Origin of the sequence: Alkalicoccobacillus gibsonii (assembly GCF_016798245.1) — a bacterium.
Taxonomy (GTDB): domain Bacteria; phylum Bacillota; class Bacilli; order Bacillales; family Bacillaceae_D; genus Alkalicoccobacillus; species Alkalicoccobacillus gibsonii.
Map to the genome: position 1 here is coordinate 26121 of NZ_JAEUZA010000005.1, position 19621 is coordinate 45741.

Sequence of the window (19621 nt, forward strand, 5' to 3'; positions counted from 1 at the left end):
ACAGTATACGCCCAAAAGGTCTATTCGTATATCTGTTTTCACGACTTTTTTTGAGCGTTTTGTTACCGTTTCTTTAAAATTGATCGCTTGCCCTTTGATAGCTTGTATGGTTTGATTAGAAAAGGTATGAATGCAAAGATGGAGGTTTTTGGAATTGTTTGAATTTAAAAATATATTCAGAGGTCTAGCCATGGGTATTACTGACCTCGTTCCTGGCGTAAGTGGGAGTACAGTGTTGATGGTATTAGGCGTGTACGAGCGCTTTATTGCTTCCTTAAATGGATTAACAACTAAGGAGTGGAAAGAAAGCTTACGATTTTTAATCCCACTTGGAATTGGTGTTGGAAGTGCGTTATTGATTTTTAGCCGAGTCATTGACTGGCTTCTAGAGCATTATCAGCCAGTTACTTTATTTATGTTCTTGGGTTTGGTTATCGGAATAGTCCCTATCTTAGTAAAAGAGGTTGAAATAAAGCGAACATTTAATCCGGTGCATTATGGATTGTTATTTGTTTCATTTATTTTAATCGCTTTAACCTCATTGATCCCTCAAGAAACAGGGTTGATGACAGACCTTACTTTTGTTAACTATCTTTTCTTATTTCTTTCTGGTTGGCTTGCAAGTGCAGCACTCATTCTTCCAGGGATAAGCGGCTCTCTCATTTTTCTTTTATTGGGTGTCTATGCGACGGTGATAAATGCCATATCTACTTTACAGCTGCCAGTCATTATCGCTGTTGGTCTTGGCATCGTTGTTGGTCTTTTGTTAACAAGCAAACTTGTTCGTTACTTATTTAAAGAATATACGTCCCATACATATGCTGTAATGATTGGACTAGTAACAGGCTCTATTGTTGTCATTTACTCACATATTGAACCAGGCGGATCGGTGCTGGGATGCGCGATCACGTTTATCGCCGGCCTAGTTATTGCTTATCTACTCGGTTCCACTAAAAAGTAAACTTCAAAAAAACAGCAGAACATTTTTTATGTTTGCTGTTTTTTTTGGTTCTTAAAGCATAGATTAAAGATACGTAAACGTTGACGACATGAATCTGTTAAAATAAAATATATATACATTAACTAGCTAAAGGGGTGATTCGATGGGGCAGTGAATAGAAAAGACAAACTTGCGGCATCACATACAGTATCAGTGCAATTTGATCAGTTAGCTTTTGCCACACAGTTTTTGTTTCAAACACAGCGCAACCGAGTCACATGTAACCTTGACGGAGCGATCTATTCGTATTTTTAACACATTTATTTTTTTTACAAAATAGGAGGTGACCCCTCTATCTTAGAGGGATCTTTTTGGACAATTTATACTTAAATTTGTTTTTCGTGGCTTTATTAATTGCTCTCACAGCTTTTTTTGTAGCCTCTGAGTTTGCAATCGTCAAAATCAGAAGTACAAAGATTGACCAGCTTGTACAGGAGGGTCATAAGAGTGCTGTTCTAGCAAAAAAAGTTACTTCAAACCTAGACGAGTACTTATCTGCTTGCCAATTAGGGATTACCATTACTGCACTAGGTATTGGACGTTTGGGTGAACCAACGTTTGAAAAAATGCTTCACCCGGTGGTCGAGTTGTTACCAATTAGTAGTAGTGCCGTTATTACAACTGTGAGCTTTGTTGTTTCATTTGCAATCATGACGTTTTTACACGTTGTCGTTGGTGAGCTTGCTCCAAAAACATTGGCGATCCAAAAAGCAGAACGAATTACCCTGCTTGTTTCTAGACCATTACGTGCTTTTTATCTAATTATGTACCCACTTATTTGGTTCTTAAATGGAGCAGCTCGTTTATTAACTCGTTCAGTAGGTTTGAAACCTATGTCAGAGCATGACGTAACTCACTCTGAAGAAGAGTTACGTTTAATTCTTTCTGACAGCTACAAAGGTGGAGAGATTAATCAGTCTGAATTCAAATATGTAAGTAAAATCTTTGATTTTGATAATCGAGTAGCCAAGGAAATTATGGTTCCCCGAACTGAAATTTCAGCAGTCTCCATTGCTGATCCAATCAGTAAAAACTTAGAATTTATGCGAAAAGAGCGCTTTACACGTTTCCCAGTAGTGGATGGTGACAAAGACCATATTCTTGGTGTGATTAACGTCAGAGAAGTGTTAACGGATATCGTTTCACCCGATGTAACAAGAGAAATTTTCCTAAATGACTATATTCGTCCTGTTATTTCGGTTATTGAATCCATACCAGTTAACGATCTACTAGTTGAAATGCAAAAGCAACAAATTCATATGGCCATTCTTTTTGATGAATATGGTGGTACAGCAGGTCTTATAACGGCTGAAGATATTATTGAAGAAATTGTCGGCGAAATTAACGATGAGTTTGACGTCGAAGAAGATCCTTTAATCCGTAAGATTAATGATGATCATTATATTATCGATGGTAAGACTTTAATTAGTGACGTAAATAAACTGCTGAACATTGAACTTGATGAGACTGATGTGGATACCATCGGTGGCTGGTTGCTCACTGAAAAATATGATATTGCTGTGAATGAAGCGATTGAGCATGAGAACTTCACATTCACTGTGAAGGAATTTGATAACCATCAAGTGAAACAAGTAGAAATTATGCGAATACAAGAAGATCATCAGGTAGCTGAACAACAGCTTGCCTCTTCATAAACAAAAGCCTCAGAGAAACTCTCTGAGGCTTTTGTACTTTCATCCGTTTATAAAACACCTTTTTTTGCATGCTGCTCGGCTTCCAATGTATCTAAGTGAGCGGTGCGGTTAGTGTAATGTAGATAAGGCTGTTCCTTTTCATCCATCCATTCAAGAAGCGTGACACTTGTATTGCCGATTACAAATGGCCGATGGAAATCTGGCCATCTCTCCCCAACTAATACATACATAAGAAAAATACTAATAAAGCCTCCATGTGAAACGAGAGCAACAGAATCTGAGGAATGCTGCTTTTGAAGTTGCCAAAGAACTGTTTTACATCTTAAAGTAAGTTCATCAATTGTTTCTGTTCCTTCAATACCAGATGTTATAATAGAATTTTTCACTGTTTCAGGGTATTGTTCTCTAATCTCGGCTCTTGATAGTCCTTGAAGCGGACCTAAATGCACTTCCCGAATCTGGTCCCACGCTTGAACAGGAAGTCCCGTAGACTCGCCAATTGCAGTAGCAGTCGCATGTGCTCTCTCTAAATCACTACTATACAGGGAATCGAGATTAATGTTTTCACAGTAAGAGCTAATTAAATCAACCTGTTGTTTTCCTAAATCTGATAACGGGAAATCCATTGTTCCTTGAATTTTACCCTGCAAATTCCCTAATGATTCGCCATGTCGTATTAAGTATAATTTCATTTGAAAGTCATCCCCGTTCCCATTCCTTTTTAAACGTTGTCGCCTTCATCTCGACTTGCTCAAGCATATCAATAAAGCGTTGCATCTCAGCTGCTTCAACGTCTTCAGGATCCATTGATTCAAGTGATGTTATTAATAGACTTAATCTGTTTCTTAAATAATCAATCTGTTGCTTTTTATCATGGATTGATCCACCCATTATCTTCTCTCCTTCTGCCAATCTCTCGGTACTTCTAAAAAGCTTAACAGAATCATACATATAGCTCAAATCATCAAGGAACTTTTAACTTCCTATTAATTGCGATATGATAGACTATGAAATCTTGTGATATGCCTTTTTGAAGAAGGCAACCAAAGGAGACCTACAAGTGTTAAAGACTTCAAGACCACTCATTACCCCAGAGTATGATCCATGGGAAGCCTATTTAGATATTAAAGAACATGGACGCCTGGCATTAACAAATATAGAGTTTACAACGACCACACTATGTAATATGAGGTGTGAGCATTGTGCTGTTGGCTATACATTAAGCCATAAAGATGCTGACCCATTACCACTTGATCTATTTATTCGTCGCCTTGAGGAGCTGCCTCACCTGCGAGCGCTAAGTATCACAGGTGGAGAGCCAATGCTTTCTATGAAATCTGTAAAAGAATATGTTGTGCCTTTACTGAAATACGCGCATGACCGAGGCATTCGTACACAGATCAATTCAAATCTCACGTTACCACTTGAGCGCTATGAAGCGATCCTGCCTTACCTTGATGTTCTTCATATCTCACATAATTACGGTAGTGTAGAAGATTTTACAGAAATCGGTTTTGCCATGATGGATAAGAAACCTAGCCTTAAGCAACGAGAGGCTTATTTTTATCGAATGGTCGAGAATGCACGCGAACTAACTAAGCGTGGCATTCTTGTTTCCGCTGAAACGATGATTAACAAGCGGACGATTCCACATCTAAAAGAGATTCATGAACAAATTGTTGAAATGGGATGTCAGCGTCACGAGGTTCACCCTATGTACCCAGCTGACTTTGCTAGTGCGCTTGAAGCTGCTTCTCTAAAGGATATACGAAAGGGCATCCATACTTTACTTGATCATCGCGACCCGAATGTATGGATGTTATTTGGCACGCTACCTTTTTATCCATGTAGTGACCTTAAAGAAGATTTAGAGCTTCAAGAACGATTATATCAAGCCAAAAACGTCACAGTTCGTAATGATCCGGACGGTCGTTCAAGGCTCAATATTAATATCTTTGATGGCTCGATTATTGTCACTGACTTCGGAGATACACCAGAGCTTGGAAACGTTCAAGATACACCATTACAGCAGGCCTATGACACCTGGATGAACTCCGACATCGGTCGTTCTGTACAATGTCACTGTCCCGCTGTTAAATGTCTTGGTCCAAATATCTTAGTAAAAGATGCTTATTACTCAGATGTTAACTTCTTAGAACGAAGCTCGAATCTGAAGCTTTAATCAACCTGGTTGATTTTTAGCCATATACGTAAAAGATAAGTAATCCTGGACTGGAATCCAAGCACCGATGCCTTGTTGTGTGATATTTTTCACTTCAAGACGCTTTTTTCCTCCTTTTACTACAACGTACACCTCGCCATAAGTGACATTGCCCTTTTCGAGAATGGCCGGAGCGTAGCTATGCAAGTACCCGACCTGCTGTGTAGACACATTGTAGGTCTGGTTTTTGCGTGTGCCTTGACCGATAATGGTTTCAAATGACAGAGGCAGTCCTGTTTTTTCACCAGCGTGGATCATCATCATTTTGCGAACCGCTTCTGAGTTGGGAATAGCAGCGGTCAATCCACCTGTCACTTTTTTTTGTTGATCTTGAGCAAAGGTTAATTGTGCAGGGGCACTCCCGCCTCGGTTATCCAAGTAATTCGTATTCACCTTTTGATATTGCCAGTTCACTTCTGTCCCTGCAGATTCATAAGCAAGTGGCCATTCACCAAGATATACAGAAACACGTAACCCGAGTCCCAGTAATGGATTACCCACATGAGATTCATTAAGCAATCGGATTAGATCCGGATTGGTAATTTCCTCATCCGTTGATTCTAGAAATTCTTGCGCAAGATCACTTGGATGAAGGTATGGAAGATCCTGAGTTCCATTTTTGTAGGTGTTCTCTTTTGAAATAGACAACGCAGAGTCTGGAATTTTATATGGGTTTTCGGTTTTATCCTTAGCATGAGTATGTGAATATGGCGTGAGCAAAAATGCACTAATTAGCAATGCAATACACAGTTTTCGTTTCATTTAGTCTACCTCCTAGTTTTTATGGAGGTAGTTTATACGAAGTTGTCCTGAATTATGTAGGTGACTTCTTTTACATTAGTGGAGGGTTATATAATGAAAGTGAATCATCCGGGATATCGTTTTAGCATGCTTATTGTGATGGTAGCGATCGCAGGCTTTGCACAAGGAATGCTACTACCATTACTGTCCATCCTACTTGAAGAAGCCGGCGTATCATCCTCTTTAAATGGATTAAATGCAACAGCTTTATACATAGGTGTTCTGCTAGCCTCACCTTTTATTGAAAAACCTGTGCGAACATTTGGTTATAAACCAGTCATTACAGTTGGCTTACTCGTTATGACAATTAGCTTAATTCTGCTTCCGATCTGGGCTTTCTTTTGGTTCTGGTTTGTATTACGAATGGTGATCGGGATTGCAGACAATATGGTTCACTATGCAACACAAGTGTGGATTACCTCCACAAGTACTGCTAAAAACCGTGGTCGGAATATTTCCATTTATGGCTTAGCCTTTGGACTTGGATTTGGTGCCGGTCCTTTAATGATTCATTTATTAAAAGTAGCTGAATGGTTGCCATTTGTCATTGCCGCCGTTCTCACCTTTATTACCTGGTTATTTGTATCCAGGCTCGCAAATGAATTTCCTTCACAAGACATTGATACTCGTGCCCCTCAAACCACCTGGGCAAGATATCGTTCTGTTGTAAAAATGGCTTGGTTCTCATTACTTCCTGGTTTTGCTTATGGCTACCTTGAAGCGTCTCTTCATGGTAACTATCCTGTGTATGCCTTAAGGTCCGGTTTAAGCATTGATCAAGTTTCACTTTTATTGCCTGCCTTTGTAGTAGGTGGACTTTTAACTCAGCTTCCATTAGGACTGGCTAGTGATAAGTTCGGACGCAAAATCATCCTGCTGACCATTGCTACGCTTGGGAGCGCCTGCTTCTTTTTAATGATTGCTGTTGAGCATTCACCCACAGTGTTATTCTTACTGTTCCTAGCAGGTGGTGGATGTGTCGGGTCTCTCTATTCATTGGGGGTAGCGTTTATGGCTGATTTAGTACCGACTTACCTTCTTCCCACTGCAAATGTCATGATGGCTGTAAGTTTTGGGTTGGGCAGTATTAGTGGACCACTCATTGGAGGATGGCTTATAGAAATGGTGGAGCAAGGAAGTGTGTATTATTCTATTGGAGGTATGCTGGTTTTAGTGGTTGTCGCTGGTTTACTATTTAAGCAACAACACACTGAGGTAGAACCTCATCCATCATAAAAAAAACGGCAGCGGAATGCTGCCGTTTTTATTCCTAATAAAAACATAAGAAGATTTATTCAAATAACAATCTGGGGTCGAATCGATTATTTTCCTTCACACTGACACCTCACTTCTAAATTGCTTGTTAAAAACAATCTCGAAACGTACGATCTCTGTGCATGCGTATCACCTCATCAGAAGTATACAAAAAACAAAGCGTTTCTAGCCTATTGCTTGTTGAACATCAACTTACATTGTATTAGGAAAGGAAAAGCAGCGAACTGCCTTCCGTAAACCTAGTATGGGCAGATCTTAAAATCTTATTCCTCGTCTTGATGAATTTTTAAATATTTCACCTCAGAAGCCGCATCTTTCGCTGATTCAATCGCTTCTTTAGATGTTAACTTAATATGATTTGCCGTCTCGGAAAGCTTTCTGAAATCAGCTGAAAGATCAGAAATGATGGTCGACACCTCATTCGCTGTTACTCTTACTTGATCAATAATCTCCTCACGATTTTCCCGAATGAAAACAAATGTCTCTGTTGACGCATCTTTGATATTTCTTGCCTCGCGACAAAGCTGATCACGCCATTCTTTCTTCGATAAGACCGCAGCCACTCCAATCACAGCTACCCCACCAATAATTAGTGATTTACAAAGTCCAGACTTCTTCTTCAACAACAATTCCTCCCTTAGACAAGTGATTGTCCTTATCATATCAATAAGTTCAAGCAAAATAAAAGCGAAACACATGAATGGGGGGGGAAGTTTGGATTTATAGGTTGGCTTTTCTTTGAGCTTTTGCTCTTCTTAGTATAAGAAGCTTCTTTCTTGCAGATGTTGGATTGGTTCTTGATATTAGGGTTATCTTCTTAGTTAAATATGCTCTGGGCTTACTTCTTATTTGATTTCTCTTGTTAATAAGTCAAAGAGCTAGATAAATTAGAGTTTCTTCTTGGTAACTCTTTAATGTGTCTTTTCCAGAGCCTTGCACAAAAAAACAGCTACTTCACATCAAGTAGCTGCTGTATTTTTCAATTATAGGCTTCAACTAAAAGTTCGTCGGTTTCTAACGCTTCAAATTCGTTGTTAGATTTTTTCTTTAGCTCTGTTAGCTCTGATTTCATTTGTTCAATTTGACGTTCGATGACTTCAATTCGCTTTTTCTCTGATATTGTCATTAAGATCTCCTCCACATCATGTCTGACTGAACACTCGCTCAGAATTTAGATATAAAAAAAGGTCTTTCTCTGTATGATTGTATTGTTATAGTACCAATATTCAATTAATTTGTAAAGCATCAAAGATCTTTTTCATTCGTCTTTTTTCGACTTTGTGTGTTAATTTTAAAAATTGTCATAATTTTAGGTTTGAAAGATAATCTAACGTGCTATACTGGTTATAATACTATAAATGGTTAGGTGATTATGTGAGAAAACAATTTATTCGTTTTGAAGATTTAATGGACCAAAATCGTTCGGAATTGCTTAACGATGAAGATGCGTTGGATCGTCTGGACGATCGCATAGATGCCCGCACGGCTGAAAAAGAATTAAAGTATTTAAAAAAAGTAGAACAAAAGTAACTCGAACACGCCTCTGACGCTAGGCGTGTTTTTCTTTTGTGCATCAAAAACTTCCTTTGCATGTGCATATTTCCTCTTCTTTTACACAAGGTAGATGTAACATCACTGGAGAGGATTGAAAACATTGGATAGTGTCTTATTGTCGAGAATGCTGTTCGGGTCATCTATGGCCTTTCATATTATTTTTGCAACGTTAACAGTTGGAATCACTCTGATGATTCTTCTTGCAGAAATTATGCGTTTAGTTAAGAAGGATGACGATTATGCGTTACTTGCCAAACGATGGACGAAAGGAGCGGCTGTTTTACTTGGTGTTGCGATTCCTTCTGGTACCATTGTCGCCGTTATGCTCTCTCTCTTATGGCCAAAGTTTATGGAGATCGTAGGAGAAGTGATTGCCCTTCCCTTTCAAATTGAAATCTTTGCTTTTTTCTTAGAGGCTTTGTTTCTCTCCATTTATGTGTATGCAGCAGATCGCTTAGGACCTGTGACTAGGTTGATTGCCGTCTTTTTTGTTGCCTTTGGAGCCTCAGCCTCTGCTATTCTGATTACAAATGCACATGCATGGATGAATACGCCGCGTGGATTTGATTTGGTTGATGGACAAGTGGTCAATGTTGATCCTCTTGCTGCGATTAAAGCGCCAAGCTTCTTTGTTACAGCAAACCACGTTGTCGGAACGGCTTTTATGACAGGTGCTTTTGTATTAGTTGCCGTTGCTGCCTATAAGTTATTACATAACCATTTGTCTAAAAGGGAAATTGCTTATCATCGTAAGGGATTATTTCTCTCTTTGGTGGTTGCATTTATTATGTCGTCATACACCGCTCTGTCGGGTCACGAAACGGCTGTGATGTTGTATGAAGAGCTTCCGATAAAGCTTGCTGCCTCTGAAGGGTTGTTTAATACAACGGATAATGCCGCTCTTACCATTTTTGGAACACCTAGTGTTGAAACAGAAAGTGTGATTGGTGGAATTGAAATACCTGGCCTGCTGAGTTGGATTGCAACTGGATCAACGGACGGGGTTATTCAAGGATTAAATGAATTTCCTCAAGACGAGTGGCCGCCTTTGTTTATCCATACTTTGTTTAATGTCATGGTTGCCATAGGGTTTACCTTATTAGGGCTTGCTGCTCTTGGTTTATTATTCTGGTTCCTTCGACGTAAACAAGAAGGAGTCATTTACCCTAAATGGCTTCTAGCAGCATATGTCGCTTGTGGACCTCTTGCGATTATTGGCATTGAAACGGGCTGGATTTATAGTTGTACCGGAAGACAGCCCTGGACCATTTACGGAATACAGCGGACTGTAGATGCAGCCACAAACTCCGGTAACCTCGGTATTCTGTTCTTCTTGTTCTCCGTTCTTTATATAGTTTTGCTCGTTATTACCGGGCTTGTCATGTATTACTACTTTAAACGAAATCCAGTAACAGATGAATTTCAATCGACAAATGATCAACTCAATGTGTAGAAAGGAGTGAGTCTGTGGAGTCCATAAATATTGCCTTACTCATTATTTGGGCGTTCTTATTTATTTACGCAATTGCTGGTTCAATTGACTTTGGTGCTGGGTTTTGGGCGATGTATTACCAAAATCAAACGGACACTGAGTCAGCAAGCATTGCCAATCGATATTTATCTCCATCATGGGAAGTAACGAATGTGTTCCTTGTGCTACTTGTTGTAGCATTTGTTGGATTTTTCCCTGGAGGAGCAGCAAACCTTGGAACGTTGATGATCGTGCCGTTTTGTCTAGTTCTAATTCTGTTAACGATTCGCAGTGCCTTTATGGTCTATTCTCACAGTGTGAAACGCTATACAAGGCTGTTCACCATCTTCTCAGGTTTAACAGGGTTGTTAATCCCTGCCCTTCTCATCACCATTTTGCCCGCAGCCATTGGCGGGTATGTCATGAATGATGGAGTGAATCAATACATTCTCGTAGATAAGCTTTTTTCGAGTTCTACTTTCTATACGCATATAGGCTTCGGATTAGCGACTGAGCTATTTCTGTCCTCATTGCTGTTGAGCGACTATGCCAGAGAAGCAAATTCAATGGAAACGTACCACACATATCGACGCAATGCGATGACACTTGGTCCGATTACGCTCGCTTTTGCGGTAGCGGCCATTTATACCTTGATCCCTCATGCGCCATGGATGTTTGACAACATTACTGATAGTTTCAGGCTCATTTTGCTTGGCTTATCATTTCTTGCTTTTGTTATTGGATATAGCGCCCTTTGGTGGCCTGCCAAAACAAGACGTAAAATTGGACAGCCCAGGTATGCTGTGATCTTTATCATTATTCAATTTGGGTTAGCAAGCTTTGCTTATAGCTCCGCTCAGCTACCTTACTTGCTTTATCCTGACATCACGGTCCAGGATGCATTTACAAATGAGACGATGTTCAGATTACTTCTCTTTGGATATGCGGGTGGAATGGCCGTACTAATTCCAGTATTTATCTGGTTCTGGCGACTGTTTATGAAGGATAAGAGGTATCTGTTGAAATAAAAGAAAGAGCGTGGGACATAATTCAAAATGAACAAACAATGGCGAATGATTCTACGATCGAATCGTTCGCCATTCGTGTTTTTGTATAACGAGCGGGTGTGAACCCGACACTCCTACGGAATAGTACGTGGTGAAGACACTGTAGCGGCGCTTTTTCGCGAAAGGGGCTGAGGCCGTACCCGTGGAAAGGGAGGGATTCTCCTGTAGCGGGTACCTTGCTATGTTCGTGTTTTACTATTTGTATTAATGTTATGTCTCGGTCTCTTTTTTTCCTACCTCATCACAGATGTTTTAAGCTCGACAATGTCTCGTTTCATCCGGTTTGAGACAATTTTTCCGAATAAGGCTGCGAGGATTTGCTGGAATAGTGTGCCCATAATAACAGGAAGCGTGACAGCCGGAGGGAAATACACAACGGCAATTGCAGCGCCTACACCAATGTTTCGCATCCCACAGTTATACATCATACTAATCATCGTTGCATTGGAGAATCCGAGCCACTTTGAGAAAACAAGACCAAGTACATACCCTGCTGTCGCTAATCTAAGCACAACAAGAAAGACACTTATGACAAATCCATCAACCCGTGACAAATAAGGAGCTGCAACAGATGCATTTAGTGCAATAACCGTTAACAGACATAGTTTAGCAAACGGAGCCATCGATTTACTCAGCGTTATGACCTTTCCTTTTCGTAGATAGTTAACGAAAATTCCTAATGCTGAAGGCAAGATAACCATCATTATTAAGCCACTCATCACACCCCATGTATCCAGCGTAATTTGGTTCCCTATAAAAACAGTTAACGTTAGCGGAACGACAAATGGGGAGAGAATTGTATTGATTAAGATAATAGCAAGAGTTAGAGATCGACTGCCCTCATAAATGGAGACCCACATTAGTGTGACCACTCCCGTTGGAATGGCAAATGCCAAAAGTAGTCCCGTAGTTGTTTCAATGTTACCTGGGAAAAATAAATGCCCCACACCAAAGGCAATAAGCGGCATAATAATTTGTAAAATAAGCATGCTGACTAATATAGGAACGGGATACCGAATCACATTCCGTACGTCCTTTGGACTTATAGCAACACTGCTCGCAAACGTAATGTATGAAAAAAGAAACGGAACCATAAAAACGATTGTTTGTGCAAATGAACTGAGTAACACACCAAGTACAACCGCCACTGGTGTTAAAAAAGGCAGAGCCCGTTCAAGCACTCGATTTGTCATTTCTAGCATAGAACCTCTCCTACAACCTTCTCTTTTTATCATTAGTGTATCACAGTTAATGCTTTATTTTTTTGTAAAGAAAAGAAACGTAGCACTGCGCTACGCTTCTCTTTTTTTATTGCTCAGATAAGCGAACAAATTCTTCTACATCTTTAAGCACAACATCAATCGCTTGCTGCCAGAATGATGAATCGGTTAGATCAGCCTGCAAATGCTTCTGTGCCAGCTCTTCTACGGTCATGCTAGCTGTGTCTTCAAGCAATGAGATATACGCTTGCTCAAACGAACCTTCTGACTCAGCAGCTTGCTTGTAGATCCCCAGGCTAAACAAGTATCCAAATGTGTAAGGGAAATTATAGAACGGAACGCCTGTAATATGGAAGTGAAGCTTAGAAGCCCAGAAGGTTGGCGAATAAGCAGAAAGCTGTTCGCCATATGCTTCACGCTGTGCTTCTTCCATTAACGCATTCAACTCATTTACAGATAAGCTTTTAGTCTTACGCGCTTCATAGAACCTTGTTTCAAATAAGAAACGTGCATGGATATTCATAAAGAAAGCAAGGGCACGAGAAATCTTGTTCTCAAGTAAAGAAAGCTTTAACTCTTTGTCAGTTGCTTCTTCAACAAGAGCATCTGCTACAATCGTTTCCGCAAAAGTAGAAGCTGTTTCAGCTACGTTCATCGCATACTGACGAGCAAATGGCTGCTTTTCTTTTAAACAATATGTATGATAGGCATGTCCTAATTCATGTGCAAGTGTCGCTACATTTGCCATCGATCCATCATACGTCATGAAGATACGTGACTGTTTCTTTAATGGGAAACCTGTACAGAATCCACCAGGTCTTTTTCCAGGACGATCCTCTGCTTCGATCCAACCATCACGAAGGGCACCTTCTGTAAAGTCAGCAAGCTCAGGACTGAACGTACGGAAGTGCTTAATGATTAACTCACACGCCTCTTGATAACTGATCTTTTGATCGTTTTCAACCGGAAGTGGTGCCGTTACATCGTGGAAGGAAAGCTTGTCTACTCCAATGAGCTCTGCTTTTTTCTCCATGAATTTATAAAGGGCTGGTTTATTTGCTGTAATCGTATCCCACATCGCGTTAAGCGTTTGTTCTTGCATACGGTTGTAGGAAAGTGGTTCTTTTAATACATTTGTCCACCCGCGCGCTTCATAAAGCTTTAAACGGAATCCAGCAAGATGATTAAGTGTTTGTGAGAACACATCTGCTTCCTTCTGCCAAGCTTCTTCGTTTACCTTAAATGCTTTCTCACGGACAGAGCGATCGCTGCTATTCATACGATTCTGAAGCTGACCTGCAGATAAAAGCTTCGTTTCACCATCTTCTTCAAACGGAATTTCCATTCGACCAACGGCTTGATTGTAGAAGTTCCCCCATGCATGATATCCGTCAATTGCCAGACCTGAAGCCAGCTTTTCTTCCTCAGGAGAAAGCTTGTCTTTTGCTTTTTGACGCTTTTCATTTAAGTTAAATGTAACGTCCTCTAACTCTGGACGAGCAATTAATTGCGCGAACGCGTTCTCATCTAATTCAGCTAACATTTGGTCAAGTGACGCCACAAGATTTTGTTGTTTTGCACTTAATTCAAGGAGCTGTCCCTGTAGCAAAAGGGCTTGCTTGTCCTTTACATTTTGTGCCGTTAGACAGCTAACAAAGCCACCAGCATGCTGTGCTCTCACTGCAATTTCCTGGACGCGCACAAGACCATTTACAAGCTCATCTTCTGTTAACGTTCCCTTTAAATCAGCTTCAAGCTGATCCTGCTCTTTACCTGTCTCATTTAAAAAGGTCTGAAACTCCGTAGATTCACTTCCACCTTTAAAAAATGTTTCTAGATCCCAATTCTCTGGATAGTGCATACAATCTCCTCCTAAGTATTTCGGATTACGTAATACTTAGTTTATCAAATTTTTCAGAAGATAGCATCATTTTTATGATAGAAAAATAGCTCCATAAATAAGAGATCCTAAAATAACAAAAGCTGGATGGACTTTAAACTTTTCTAGTAATAGAAGACTTGCAACAATTAAAATAACTGTTTGAACAGATCCTGCCCCATCCCACGATGTGACAAAAAATTCGAATGCTAAAATTCCAAGTAAAATCGCAATCGTTGGTTTAATTAATTTGGTTAACAGCTTGATCTTTGGTGAATCTTTAAATTTCAATAAGATGTTTAATAGAATAATCATTAAAAAGACCGTTGGGGCGACTGTTGCGAATAAGGCTACTAATGCTCCTGGAATCCCTGCAACCTCATATCCTATTTGACCAGCAAGCTTTGTTGCAATCGGCCCTGGTAAGGCATTAGCTAGAGCGACTAATTCCCCAAAATCCTGGTTGGTCATCCAGCCATACCGATTGACTACTTCATTTTGAACAAGAGGAATGGAAGGAGGTCCCCCACCATATCCAACAATGCCGGGAATAAAAAATGCGATAAATAAATGTATATAAACCATCCAATTCTCCTTTTAGCTTGTTTGATTTTCTTTTTGTTTTTGTGTCGGTTTAAATAAGGCATAACAAATTAAAATAACAATAATAATTGCAGGGTGAATCCCTAGAAATTGCATGCCAATTAAACTAACAACAGCTAAAATACTCGTCCAAACCCAACCTAGTCCTTTACCAGATTGTTTTGTGAAGTTGTATGTCATCACGAGTAGCATAACTCCTACAACAGGTGTAACAGCTTGAGTCATCCCTTCAACAATCGATGATTCACTAAACGATGCAAGGATACTAAGCAATACTATTAGAATCACAACGGTTGGAATCACGGTAGCAAATAAAGCATTCAGCATACCGGCCCAGCCACCTAAACGATATCCAATGTACCCAGCCATTTTTGTTGCGATCGGTCCAGGAAGCGTATTCCCGATCGCAAGTACATCTGCAAATTCTTCATCATCCATCCATTTGTAACGCTTCACCACTTCATCGTGAACAAGTGGGATTGCAGACGGTCCCCCACCATAGCCAAGCATGGTTGACCTGAAAAACGCGATAAATAAATCTTTCTGTAATGACAAATTCATTCTACTCCTCCTACCCCTCAAGCATAATCTCCTTAATACTAATCGAATTATGACCATCTGACAATCAAAAAACGCCTCTTCCCTATCAAAAGGTAAGAAGCGTCTTTCTCTTTATTACTTATAGAAACTTATTGATCTTTGGGAACACTCTTGTTGCCGTATGATAAAAGAAATCCTCATGAAAGGCTTCGGGGATCATATCTGCTAACCACTCCATGTATGGCTTAACTTGAACAAGTGGCCAATCTGTTCCGAATAGGAGACGGTCGTAGCTATCACAATATACAAGTGCCTGACGCAAATGATCAAAATATCGATTATCCCGGTCAAAGTGGCGCCCCACTCTTTCATCTGTACCAACAATCAAACCCGACAAGTCAGCATACACATTGCGATTCTTGTAAATCACTTCTGCTGCTGTTAAGCACCACGGATCACCAAAGTGCGCCATCATAAATCGTACCTCACGATGTTCAACCGCAACCTCATCAATTGTTAATGGATGAGAGTATTTTAATAATCCTTTTTCTGCATATGTATCACCAGTATGATACACAATGGGCACATCATAGTGCTTAGCTAACCGGTAGATCGGCTGATAGACAGCATCATATGCATAGTAAGGATAATACCCTAAATAGATCTTAATCCCAACAACCCAATCCTTTTGTAATTCTTCTTCTAACTCAACTAAAGAAGCCTCCGTAAAGAGAAATGGATTGATGCCAACGCAACACATAATTTCTTTCGGACGATGTTCAAGATCCAATCCCATCAAGCTCGAGGTTGTTCGATCTGGAAACTCACCTGGTACACGTTCAGTCACACCCATACCGATTCCAAGTACAACATTCGCTTCTTTATACTCTTTCATTAACCCTGCTGCATTATAGGAAATCTCAGATAAGTCTGTTGCCGTCTCTTTAAATGATTGAATGTTTGAGAAGTGCAGGTGTGCATCAATTACTTTCATACATTACCCTCCGTAAATCTAAGTTGTTTTAGCCATTCCCATCCTAACGCGGATTGATGCTTATCTGTCAAACAATAAAAGATCGGCTTCGAATGAATACTAGAATCTGACAAGTAGGCTGTATATTGTTTTTTCGTCTCATATACAAGTGCCTCTGCATTTGAGTATACAGCTAGTTGGTTTTCTGCGTCCGTTGAGATCATAGCCAACCCTTCATGATTCTTCTCATCCCATATTCTAGTCGTTTCACTCATGGAGGAAAGAGAAACTTCAAGCTCTTCTGTCCCAGACTTGTTATACGTTTCATTTGAATCAAACGGATAAATGCTCAATGAAGACTCACCTTTATCAATGAAGCATACAGACCTAAAGGCATCTGACCGAAGGAGTTGATTTGGGTAATCAATTTCATAGTACGTTGCCACCATTGGACACTCAGGCAGTGTTAGATAATACTGCTTTAGCTTTAACCCATTCCATCGATCATGGTTAGTGAACTCTATAGTTAATTGGATACCTTGCCACTGATGGCCCCACTGATCCTTTCTCTTAATAAAGGAGGCAGTTGTTTGCTGCTTTAGTAATGTATAGAGATTCACATCGTTTGGTAACGAATGGATGCCACCACCCCACGGGTTCCACCAGGACTTCGGTCCGGGTTTTGGAAAGCTATGATCCAACCACTCTTTAGTCTTAGACTGAAGCGAGTACATCGCTGGAAAATAATCAGGTGCCGCTTTAAAGGTTAGCTCGCCATTCGTAATGGTCCATATGTCCATTCCATGCTCATGATTAATGCTTTCCGTAACCTTACCTTCCGCGAATGGTACACCTTTTAACGAATAGCTGGTTTTAGCCGAACCTGTTTCAAACTCGACCTTCAGATTAGTGACAGACTTTGAGTGAAGTGTCTCCTTCAAAAGGTGACGATCAAGACCTTCAAGATGAACTTCTTCATCCTTCCCGTGATTTAAGCGCAGCCCCCCACTTGTTATCTCCTGAGAAAACTGCTCTAGAATAAGCTCTTGTTCTGTACCAGGCTTATAAAAACCATGACCTTGAGCAAACGTCAGATTCGTCAATGGTTTGATAGGTAAGCTTGTCGCATTCGGTTGAAACGTTTGCCAATCTTTAAAGACATTAATTCCAATCTTTAATGGTGCAAACTGATGAGTTTCATTAGCAGAGATCGCGTGTGTATGCTGCTCAAATACGGTTTGCCAGCTTGGTGAGTATACTTTTGCATCGTTCGACCATTCAAATGCAAAGGTATGAAAGCCACCATCGATAAACATCCAAGGCTCACTAATTTGCTCTAAAGGTAATAAGTCAAGCGCAGCATCATCTGCAGCAAGTAATGATTGTCCCATTGGAAAGACAACTTGCTCCTCTTCTGCATAGAAGAGTTGACCGACGTATACATCCTCTATGCCCTCTTTAAGGTTAGAAAGCTCAAGTGCCATCGTTAACTCTCCTGCAATTGACCAATGAATGATACGTGTGATTGTGCACTCAGGCTCCTTCATATCATATTCAAGCCTTAGTTCAATTCCTCCAGCTTGTTTTTCCCAGCTATAACGAGTCCACGTTTGTTTAGCTAACGCGTGCTTGGCAGGCATACCAATGGTCGGATGAAGAAAGACCAGTGGAATCTTCTCAGAGGTAAATGCATCTTCTAACGTAGCTACGTGATCCTCTTTACTCCACTTCATAACATAGGCTCCATTGTATAAATAGAGAAATGTAGGTGTCTCCATGACAAACGCTTCATCCCTAGATGGAATCGCCAAATGTACGGTCTCCTCATAGCTTGAGACGAGCCAACTAAGAGTCGATTGAACCTGTACACCAATCTTCATTTCCCCTGCTTCTTTTTGAGAAAGAGGAGCAGTAATCACTTGTTTTTCTAACGGGTTAAGGCTTAGCGTAACAGGTTCCTGAGAACCCGTTACATTCAGCGTTAGATCCTGCACTTCTTCTAATTGATTTTTCACTTGTAAGCAATAAAGTCCCTGTTCTTTTAGTAGATACGGCTCAATGGTAACAGGCTTTTGAATGCTCGTACCTATCTCAAGCTGGAATTCTTCCCCATTTATTGAGACAGTCAAGCTGAGCTTAGGATGCGTTTTCCATTTAGACTGTTGGAGCTCTGGAGCTTGCTCAACACGAAAAGGAATCGAAAATGATTTGGTTCCAGAAACTCTTTCATCAATATGGTTCTTAGCCGAAATGTATGGATGATCCTCTACTGTCGCTTTAAGCTGAATGGAATCATGTTTCGCATGAAGACGTAACGTGCCCTCGTATTCACCTGAAAGAAGCAATAGATGAGTAGGTAATGTAAATTCAACTTCATAGTCTGGAGTTGAAAAGCTAGAAATCCCTCTCCCACTCTGCTCAATCTTAGCCGAAACAGGTCCATTCTCTGTTTCAAATTGATATGTATAATACACAAATCCATTTTCTTTTTCTCCATCTGGCTTAATCTCAATCTCTCGCTTAAGATCTGCATACCATGTAGAAGATTGAACATATTGTCCCAGCACATAATGTGTCAGGATTTTCGGAATAAAATTTAACAAGTGTACACGGTCGTCCCGCTCTTCCCAAAAGAATCCACACCGCTTATAAAGAGGAACTGCTTTTGTGTTTCCTGGCCATGTATACAAGTCCAATCTCGGCCAGCCTTGTTCCGTTGTACGCTTTACCGCTTCAAGGACCAGTCGTTTGCCCACACCTTTTCCATGATGCTCCGGATGAACATTTAATAAAGGGATATAAAGAGCGCCCTCGTCTCCCTTATACTCCGAAAAACCGCAGTATCCGATAACAGATTCACCATCAAACGCTAGTAAGGTAAGAATGTTTCCGTTTGTTTGTTCAGCCTTTTTGCGATCTTCTTCCGTTTCAACTTCCTGATCGCCGCCCCAGCCTTCTCTACTTTCATTCCACATCTTTGCAACAGCTGCTGCAAAGCTTTCATCATACTCAATAATGTCATACGTTAACATGTGTCACACCCCTTTTTACATCTCTTGTCATTGTATGAATATTTCCTCGATTTGTAAATCAGTAAGTAAAAGGGATGGACGATAGACATGTCTGTATCGAGGATAAAAAAGAAAGGCGGCTGGGAAATAACAGCAAATCACTCAAGAAAACACGAACATAGCAACAAACCCGCTACAGGAGAATCCCACCTTTTCCACGGGTACGGCCTCAGCCCCTTTCGCGAAAAAAGTCGCTACAGTGTCTTCACAACGTACTTTTCCGTAGGAGTGTCGGGTTCACACCCGCTCATTTTTGCAAAAACACGAATGGCGAATGATTCGCTAATTGAA

General features: G+C 40.4%; 19 protein-coding genes. 8 read left to right on the forward strand and 11 right to left on the reverse strand.

What is annotated here, in order from left to right; translation table 11 throughout:
• Positions 1 to 154 precede the first annotated feature (154 nt).
• The 3 genes from JNO66_RS17030 (at position 155) to JNO66_RS17040 (ending at position 2655) form a co-directional block, all read left to right on the forward strand.
• Positions 155 to 961, forward strand: a complete 807-nt coding sequence (locus JNO66_RS17030) for a DUF368 domain-containing protein (protein WP_246483337.1) — start codon at positions 155 to 157, stop codon at positions 959 to 961.
• Positions 962 to 1111: 150 nt separating this feature from the next.
• Entirely contained in the window at positions 1112 to 1255 is a 144-nt protein-coding gene (locus JNO66_RS17035; RefSeq protein ID WP_203090346.1) for a hypothetical protein, read from the forward strand.
• 77 nt (positions 1256 to 1332) lie between these two features.
• Positions 1333 to 2655 carry a hemolysin family protein gene (locus JNO66_RS17040; RefSeq protein WP_203090652.1) on the forward strand — a complete coding sequence of 441 codons (1323 nt, stop codon included), beginning with the start codon at positions 1333 to 1335 and terminating at the stop codon, positions 2653 to 2655.
• A 47-nt stretch (positions 2656 to 2702) separates the two neighbouring features.
• Here JNO66_RS17040 and JNO66_RS17045 read toward each other — a convergent pair whose 3' ends face one another.
• Together JNO66_RS17045 and JNO66_RS17050 are read right to left on the reverse strand one after the other, a co-directional pair.
• Positions 2703 to 3347 (reverse strand): histidine phosphatase family protein, encoded by a 645-nt coding sequence (locus JNO66_RS17045; RefSeq protein WP_203090347.1) that lies wholly within the window; start codon positions 3345 to 3347, stop codon positions 2703 to 2705.
• Between the two features lie 7 nt (positions 3348 to 3354).
• The gene (locus JNO66_RS17050) at positions 3355 to 3546 is read right to left on the reverse strand and encodes an SE1561 family protein (protein ID WP_203090349.1); all 192 of its coding nucleotides are present in this window, start codon (positions 3544 to 3546) and stop codon (positions 3355 to 3357) included.
• A 169-nt stretch (positions 3547 to 3715) separates the two neighbouring features.
• Between JNO66_RS17050 and yfkAB the strand changes: the two genes are divergently transcribed.
• On the forward strand, positions 3716 to 4837 hold the full coding sequence (yfkAB, locus tag JNO66_RS17055; protein WP_203090350.1) for a radical SAM/CxCxxxxC motif protein YfkAB: 1122 nt from the start codon (positions 3716 to 3718) through the stop codon (positions 4835 to 4837).
• Here yfkAB and JNO66_RS17060 read toward each other — a convergent pair whose 3' ends face one another.
• Complete coding sequence (locus JNO66_RS17060) at positions 4838 to 5638, reverse strand: YfkD famly protein (protein ID WP_203090351.1); 801 nt, start codon at positions 5636 to 5638, stop codon at positions 4838 to 4840.
• Positions 5639 to 5731: 93 nt separating this feature from the next.
• Between JNO66_RS17060 and JNO66_RS17065 the strand changes: the two genes are divergently transcribed.
• Positions 5732 to 6913 (forward strand): MFS transporter, encoded by a 1182-nt coding sequence (locus JNO66_RS17065; RefSeq protein WP_203090352.1) that lies wholly within the window; start codon positions 5732 to 5734, stop codon positions 6911 to 6913.
• A 302-nt stretch (positions 6914 to 7215) separates the two neighbouring features.
• Here the strand turns inward: JNO66_RS17065 and JNO66_RS17070 are convergent, their stop codons facing one another.
• Both JNO66_RS17070 and JNO66_RS17075 read right to left on the reverse strand, forming a co-directional pair.
• Positions 7216 to 7575, reverse strand: coding sequence for a hypothetical protein (locus JNO66_RS17070; RefSeq protein WP_246483338.1), 360 nt, complete (start codon positions 7573 to 7575; stop codon positions 7216 to 7218).
• 356 nt (positions 7576 to 7931) lie between these two features.
• Entirely contained in the window at positions 7932 to 8078 is a 147-nt protein-coding gene (locus JNO66_RS17075; RefSeq protein WP_203090354.1) for a hypothetical protein, read from the reverse strand.
• A 248-nt stretch (positions 8079 to 8326) separates the two neighbouring features.
• Between JNO66_RS17075 and JNO66_RS17080 the strand changes: the two genes are divergently transcribed.
• The 3 genes from JNO66_RS17080 to JNO66_RS17090 all read left to right on the forward strand — a co-directional run bounded on the left by JNO66_RS17080 (position 8327) and on the right by JNO66_RS17090 (position 11005).
• Complete coding sequence (locus JNO66_RS17080; RefSeq protein ID WP_203090355.1) at positions 8327 to 8482, forward strand: FbpB family small basic protein; 156 nt, start codon at positions 8327 to 8329, stop codon at positions 8480 to 8482.
• Between the two features lie 124 nt (positions 8483 to 8606).
• The gene (locus tag JNO66_RS17085; RefSeq protein WP_203090356.1) at positions 8607 to 9959 is read left to right on the forward strand and encodes a cytochrome ubiquinol oxidase subunit I; all 1353 of its coding nucleotides are present in this window, start codon (positions 8607 to 8609) and stop codon (positions 9957 to 9959) included.
• A gap of 14 nt (positions 9960 to 9973) precedes the next feature.
• Positions 9974 to 11005 carry a cytochrome d ubiquinol oxidase subunit II gene (locus JNO66_RS17090; RefSeq protein ID WP_203090358.1) on the forward strand — a complete coding sequence of 344 codons (1032 nt, stop codon included), beginning with the start codon at positions 9974 to 9976 and terminating at the stop codon, positions 11003 to 11005.
• Between the two features lie 272 nt (positions 11006 to 11277).
• On the opposite strand, the gene JNO66_RS17095 is transcribed toward JNO66_RS17090, so the two are convergent.
• The 6 genes from JNO66_RS17095 to JNO66_RS17120 all read right to left on the reverse strand — a co-directional run bounded on the left by JNO66_RS17095 (position 11278) and on the right by JNO66_RS17120 (position 19291).
• Positions 11278 to 12246 carry a bile acid:sodium symporter family protein gene (locus JNO66_RS17095; protein WP_203090359.1) on the reverse strand — a complete coding sequence of 323 codons (969 nt, stop codon included), beginning with the start codon at positions 12244 to 12246 and terminating at the stop codon, positions 11278 to 11280.
• Positions 12247 to 12352: 106 nt separating this feature from the next.
• On the reverse strand, positions 12353 to 14125 hold the full coding sequence (locus JNO66_RS17100; protein WP_203090360.1) for a M3 family oligoendopeptidase: 1773 nt from the start codon (positions 14123 to 14125) through the stop codon (positions 12353 to 12355).
• 72 nt (positions 14126 to 14197) lie between these two features.
• Positions 14198 to 14728, reverse strand: a complete 531-nt coding sequence (locus JNO66_RS17105) for a chromate transporter (protein ID WP_203090361.1) — start codon at positions 14726 to 14728, stop codon at positions 14198 to 14200.
• Positions 14729 to 14740: 12 nt separating this feature from the next.
• On the reverse strand, positions 14741 to 15307 hold the full coding sequence (locus JNO66_RS17110; protein ID WP_203090362.1) for a chromate transporter: 567 nt from the start codon (positions 15305 to 15307) through the stop codon (positions 14741 to 14743).
• Positions 15308 to 15425: 118 nt separating this feature from the next.
• Positions 15426 to 16280, reverse strand: a complete 855-nt coding sequence (locus tag JNO66_RS17115) for an amidohydrolase family protein (protein ID WP_203090363.1) — start codon at positions 16278 to 16280, stop codon at positions 15426 to 15428.
• Entirely contained in the window at positions 16277 to 19291 is a 3015-nt protein-coding gene (locus JNO66_RS17120) for a GNAT family N-acetyltransferase (RefSeq protein ID WP_203090364.1), read from the reverse strand. Before JNO66_RS17120 ends, JNO66_RS17115 begins: the two co-directional genes overlap by 4 nt.
• Positions 19292 to 19621: the final 330 nt, after the last annotated feature.

Bases quoted from the DNA above. Each gene is read 5' to 3' on its own strand.
- JNO66_RS17065 (WP_203090352.1), top strand. From the start codon at position 5,732: ATGAAAGTGAATCATCCGGGATATCGTTTTAGCATGCTTATTGTGATG.
- JNO66_RS17115 (WP_203090363.1), bottom strand. From the start codon at position 16,280: ATGAAAGTAATTGATGCACACCTGCACTTCTCAAACATTCAATCATTT.
- JNO66_RS17045 (WP_203090347.1), bottom strand. From the start codon at position 3,347: ATGAAATTATACTTAATACGACATGGCGAATCATTAGGGAATTTGCAG.
- JNO66_RS17120 (WP_203090364.1), bottom strand. From the start codon at position 19,291: ATGTTAACGTATGACATTATTGAGTATGATGAAAGCTTTGCAGCAGCT.
- JNO66_RS17100 (WP_203090360.1), bottom strand. From the start codon at position 14,125: ATGCACTATCCAGAGAATTGGGATCTAGAAACATTTTTTAAAGGTGGA.
- JNO66_RS17060 (WP_203090351.1), bottom strand. From the start codon at position 5,638: ATGAAACGAAAACTGTGTATTGCATTGCTAATTAGTGCATTTTTGCTC.
- JNO66_RS17050 (WP_203090349.1), bottom strand. From the start codon at position 3,546: ATGGGTGGATCAATCCATGATAAAAAGCAACAGATTGATTATTTAAGA.
- JNO66_RS17110 (WP_203090362.1), bottom strand. From the start codon at position 15,307: ATGAATTTGTCATTACAGAAAGATTTATTTATCGCGTTTTTCAGGTCA.
- JNO66_RS17075 (WP_203090354.1), bottom strand. From the start codon at position 8,078: ATGACAATATCAGAGAAAAAGCGAATTGAAGTCATCGAACGTCAAATT.
- JNO66_RS17095 (WP_203090359.1), bottom strand. From the start codon at position 12,246: ATGCTAGAAATGACAAATCGAGTGCTTGAACGGGCTCTGCCTTTTTTA.
- JNO66_RS17105 (WP_203090361.1), bottom strand. From the start codon at position 14,728: ATGGTTTATATACATTTATTTATCGCATTTTTTATTCCCGGCATTGTT.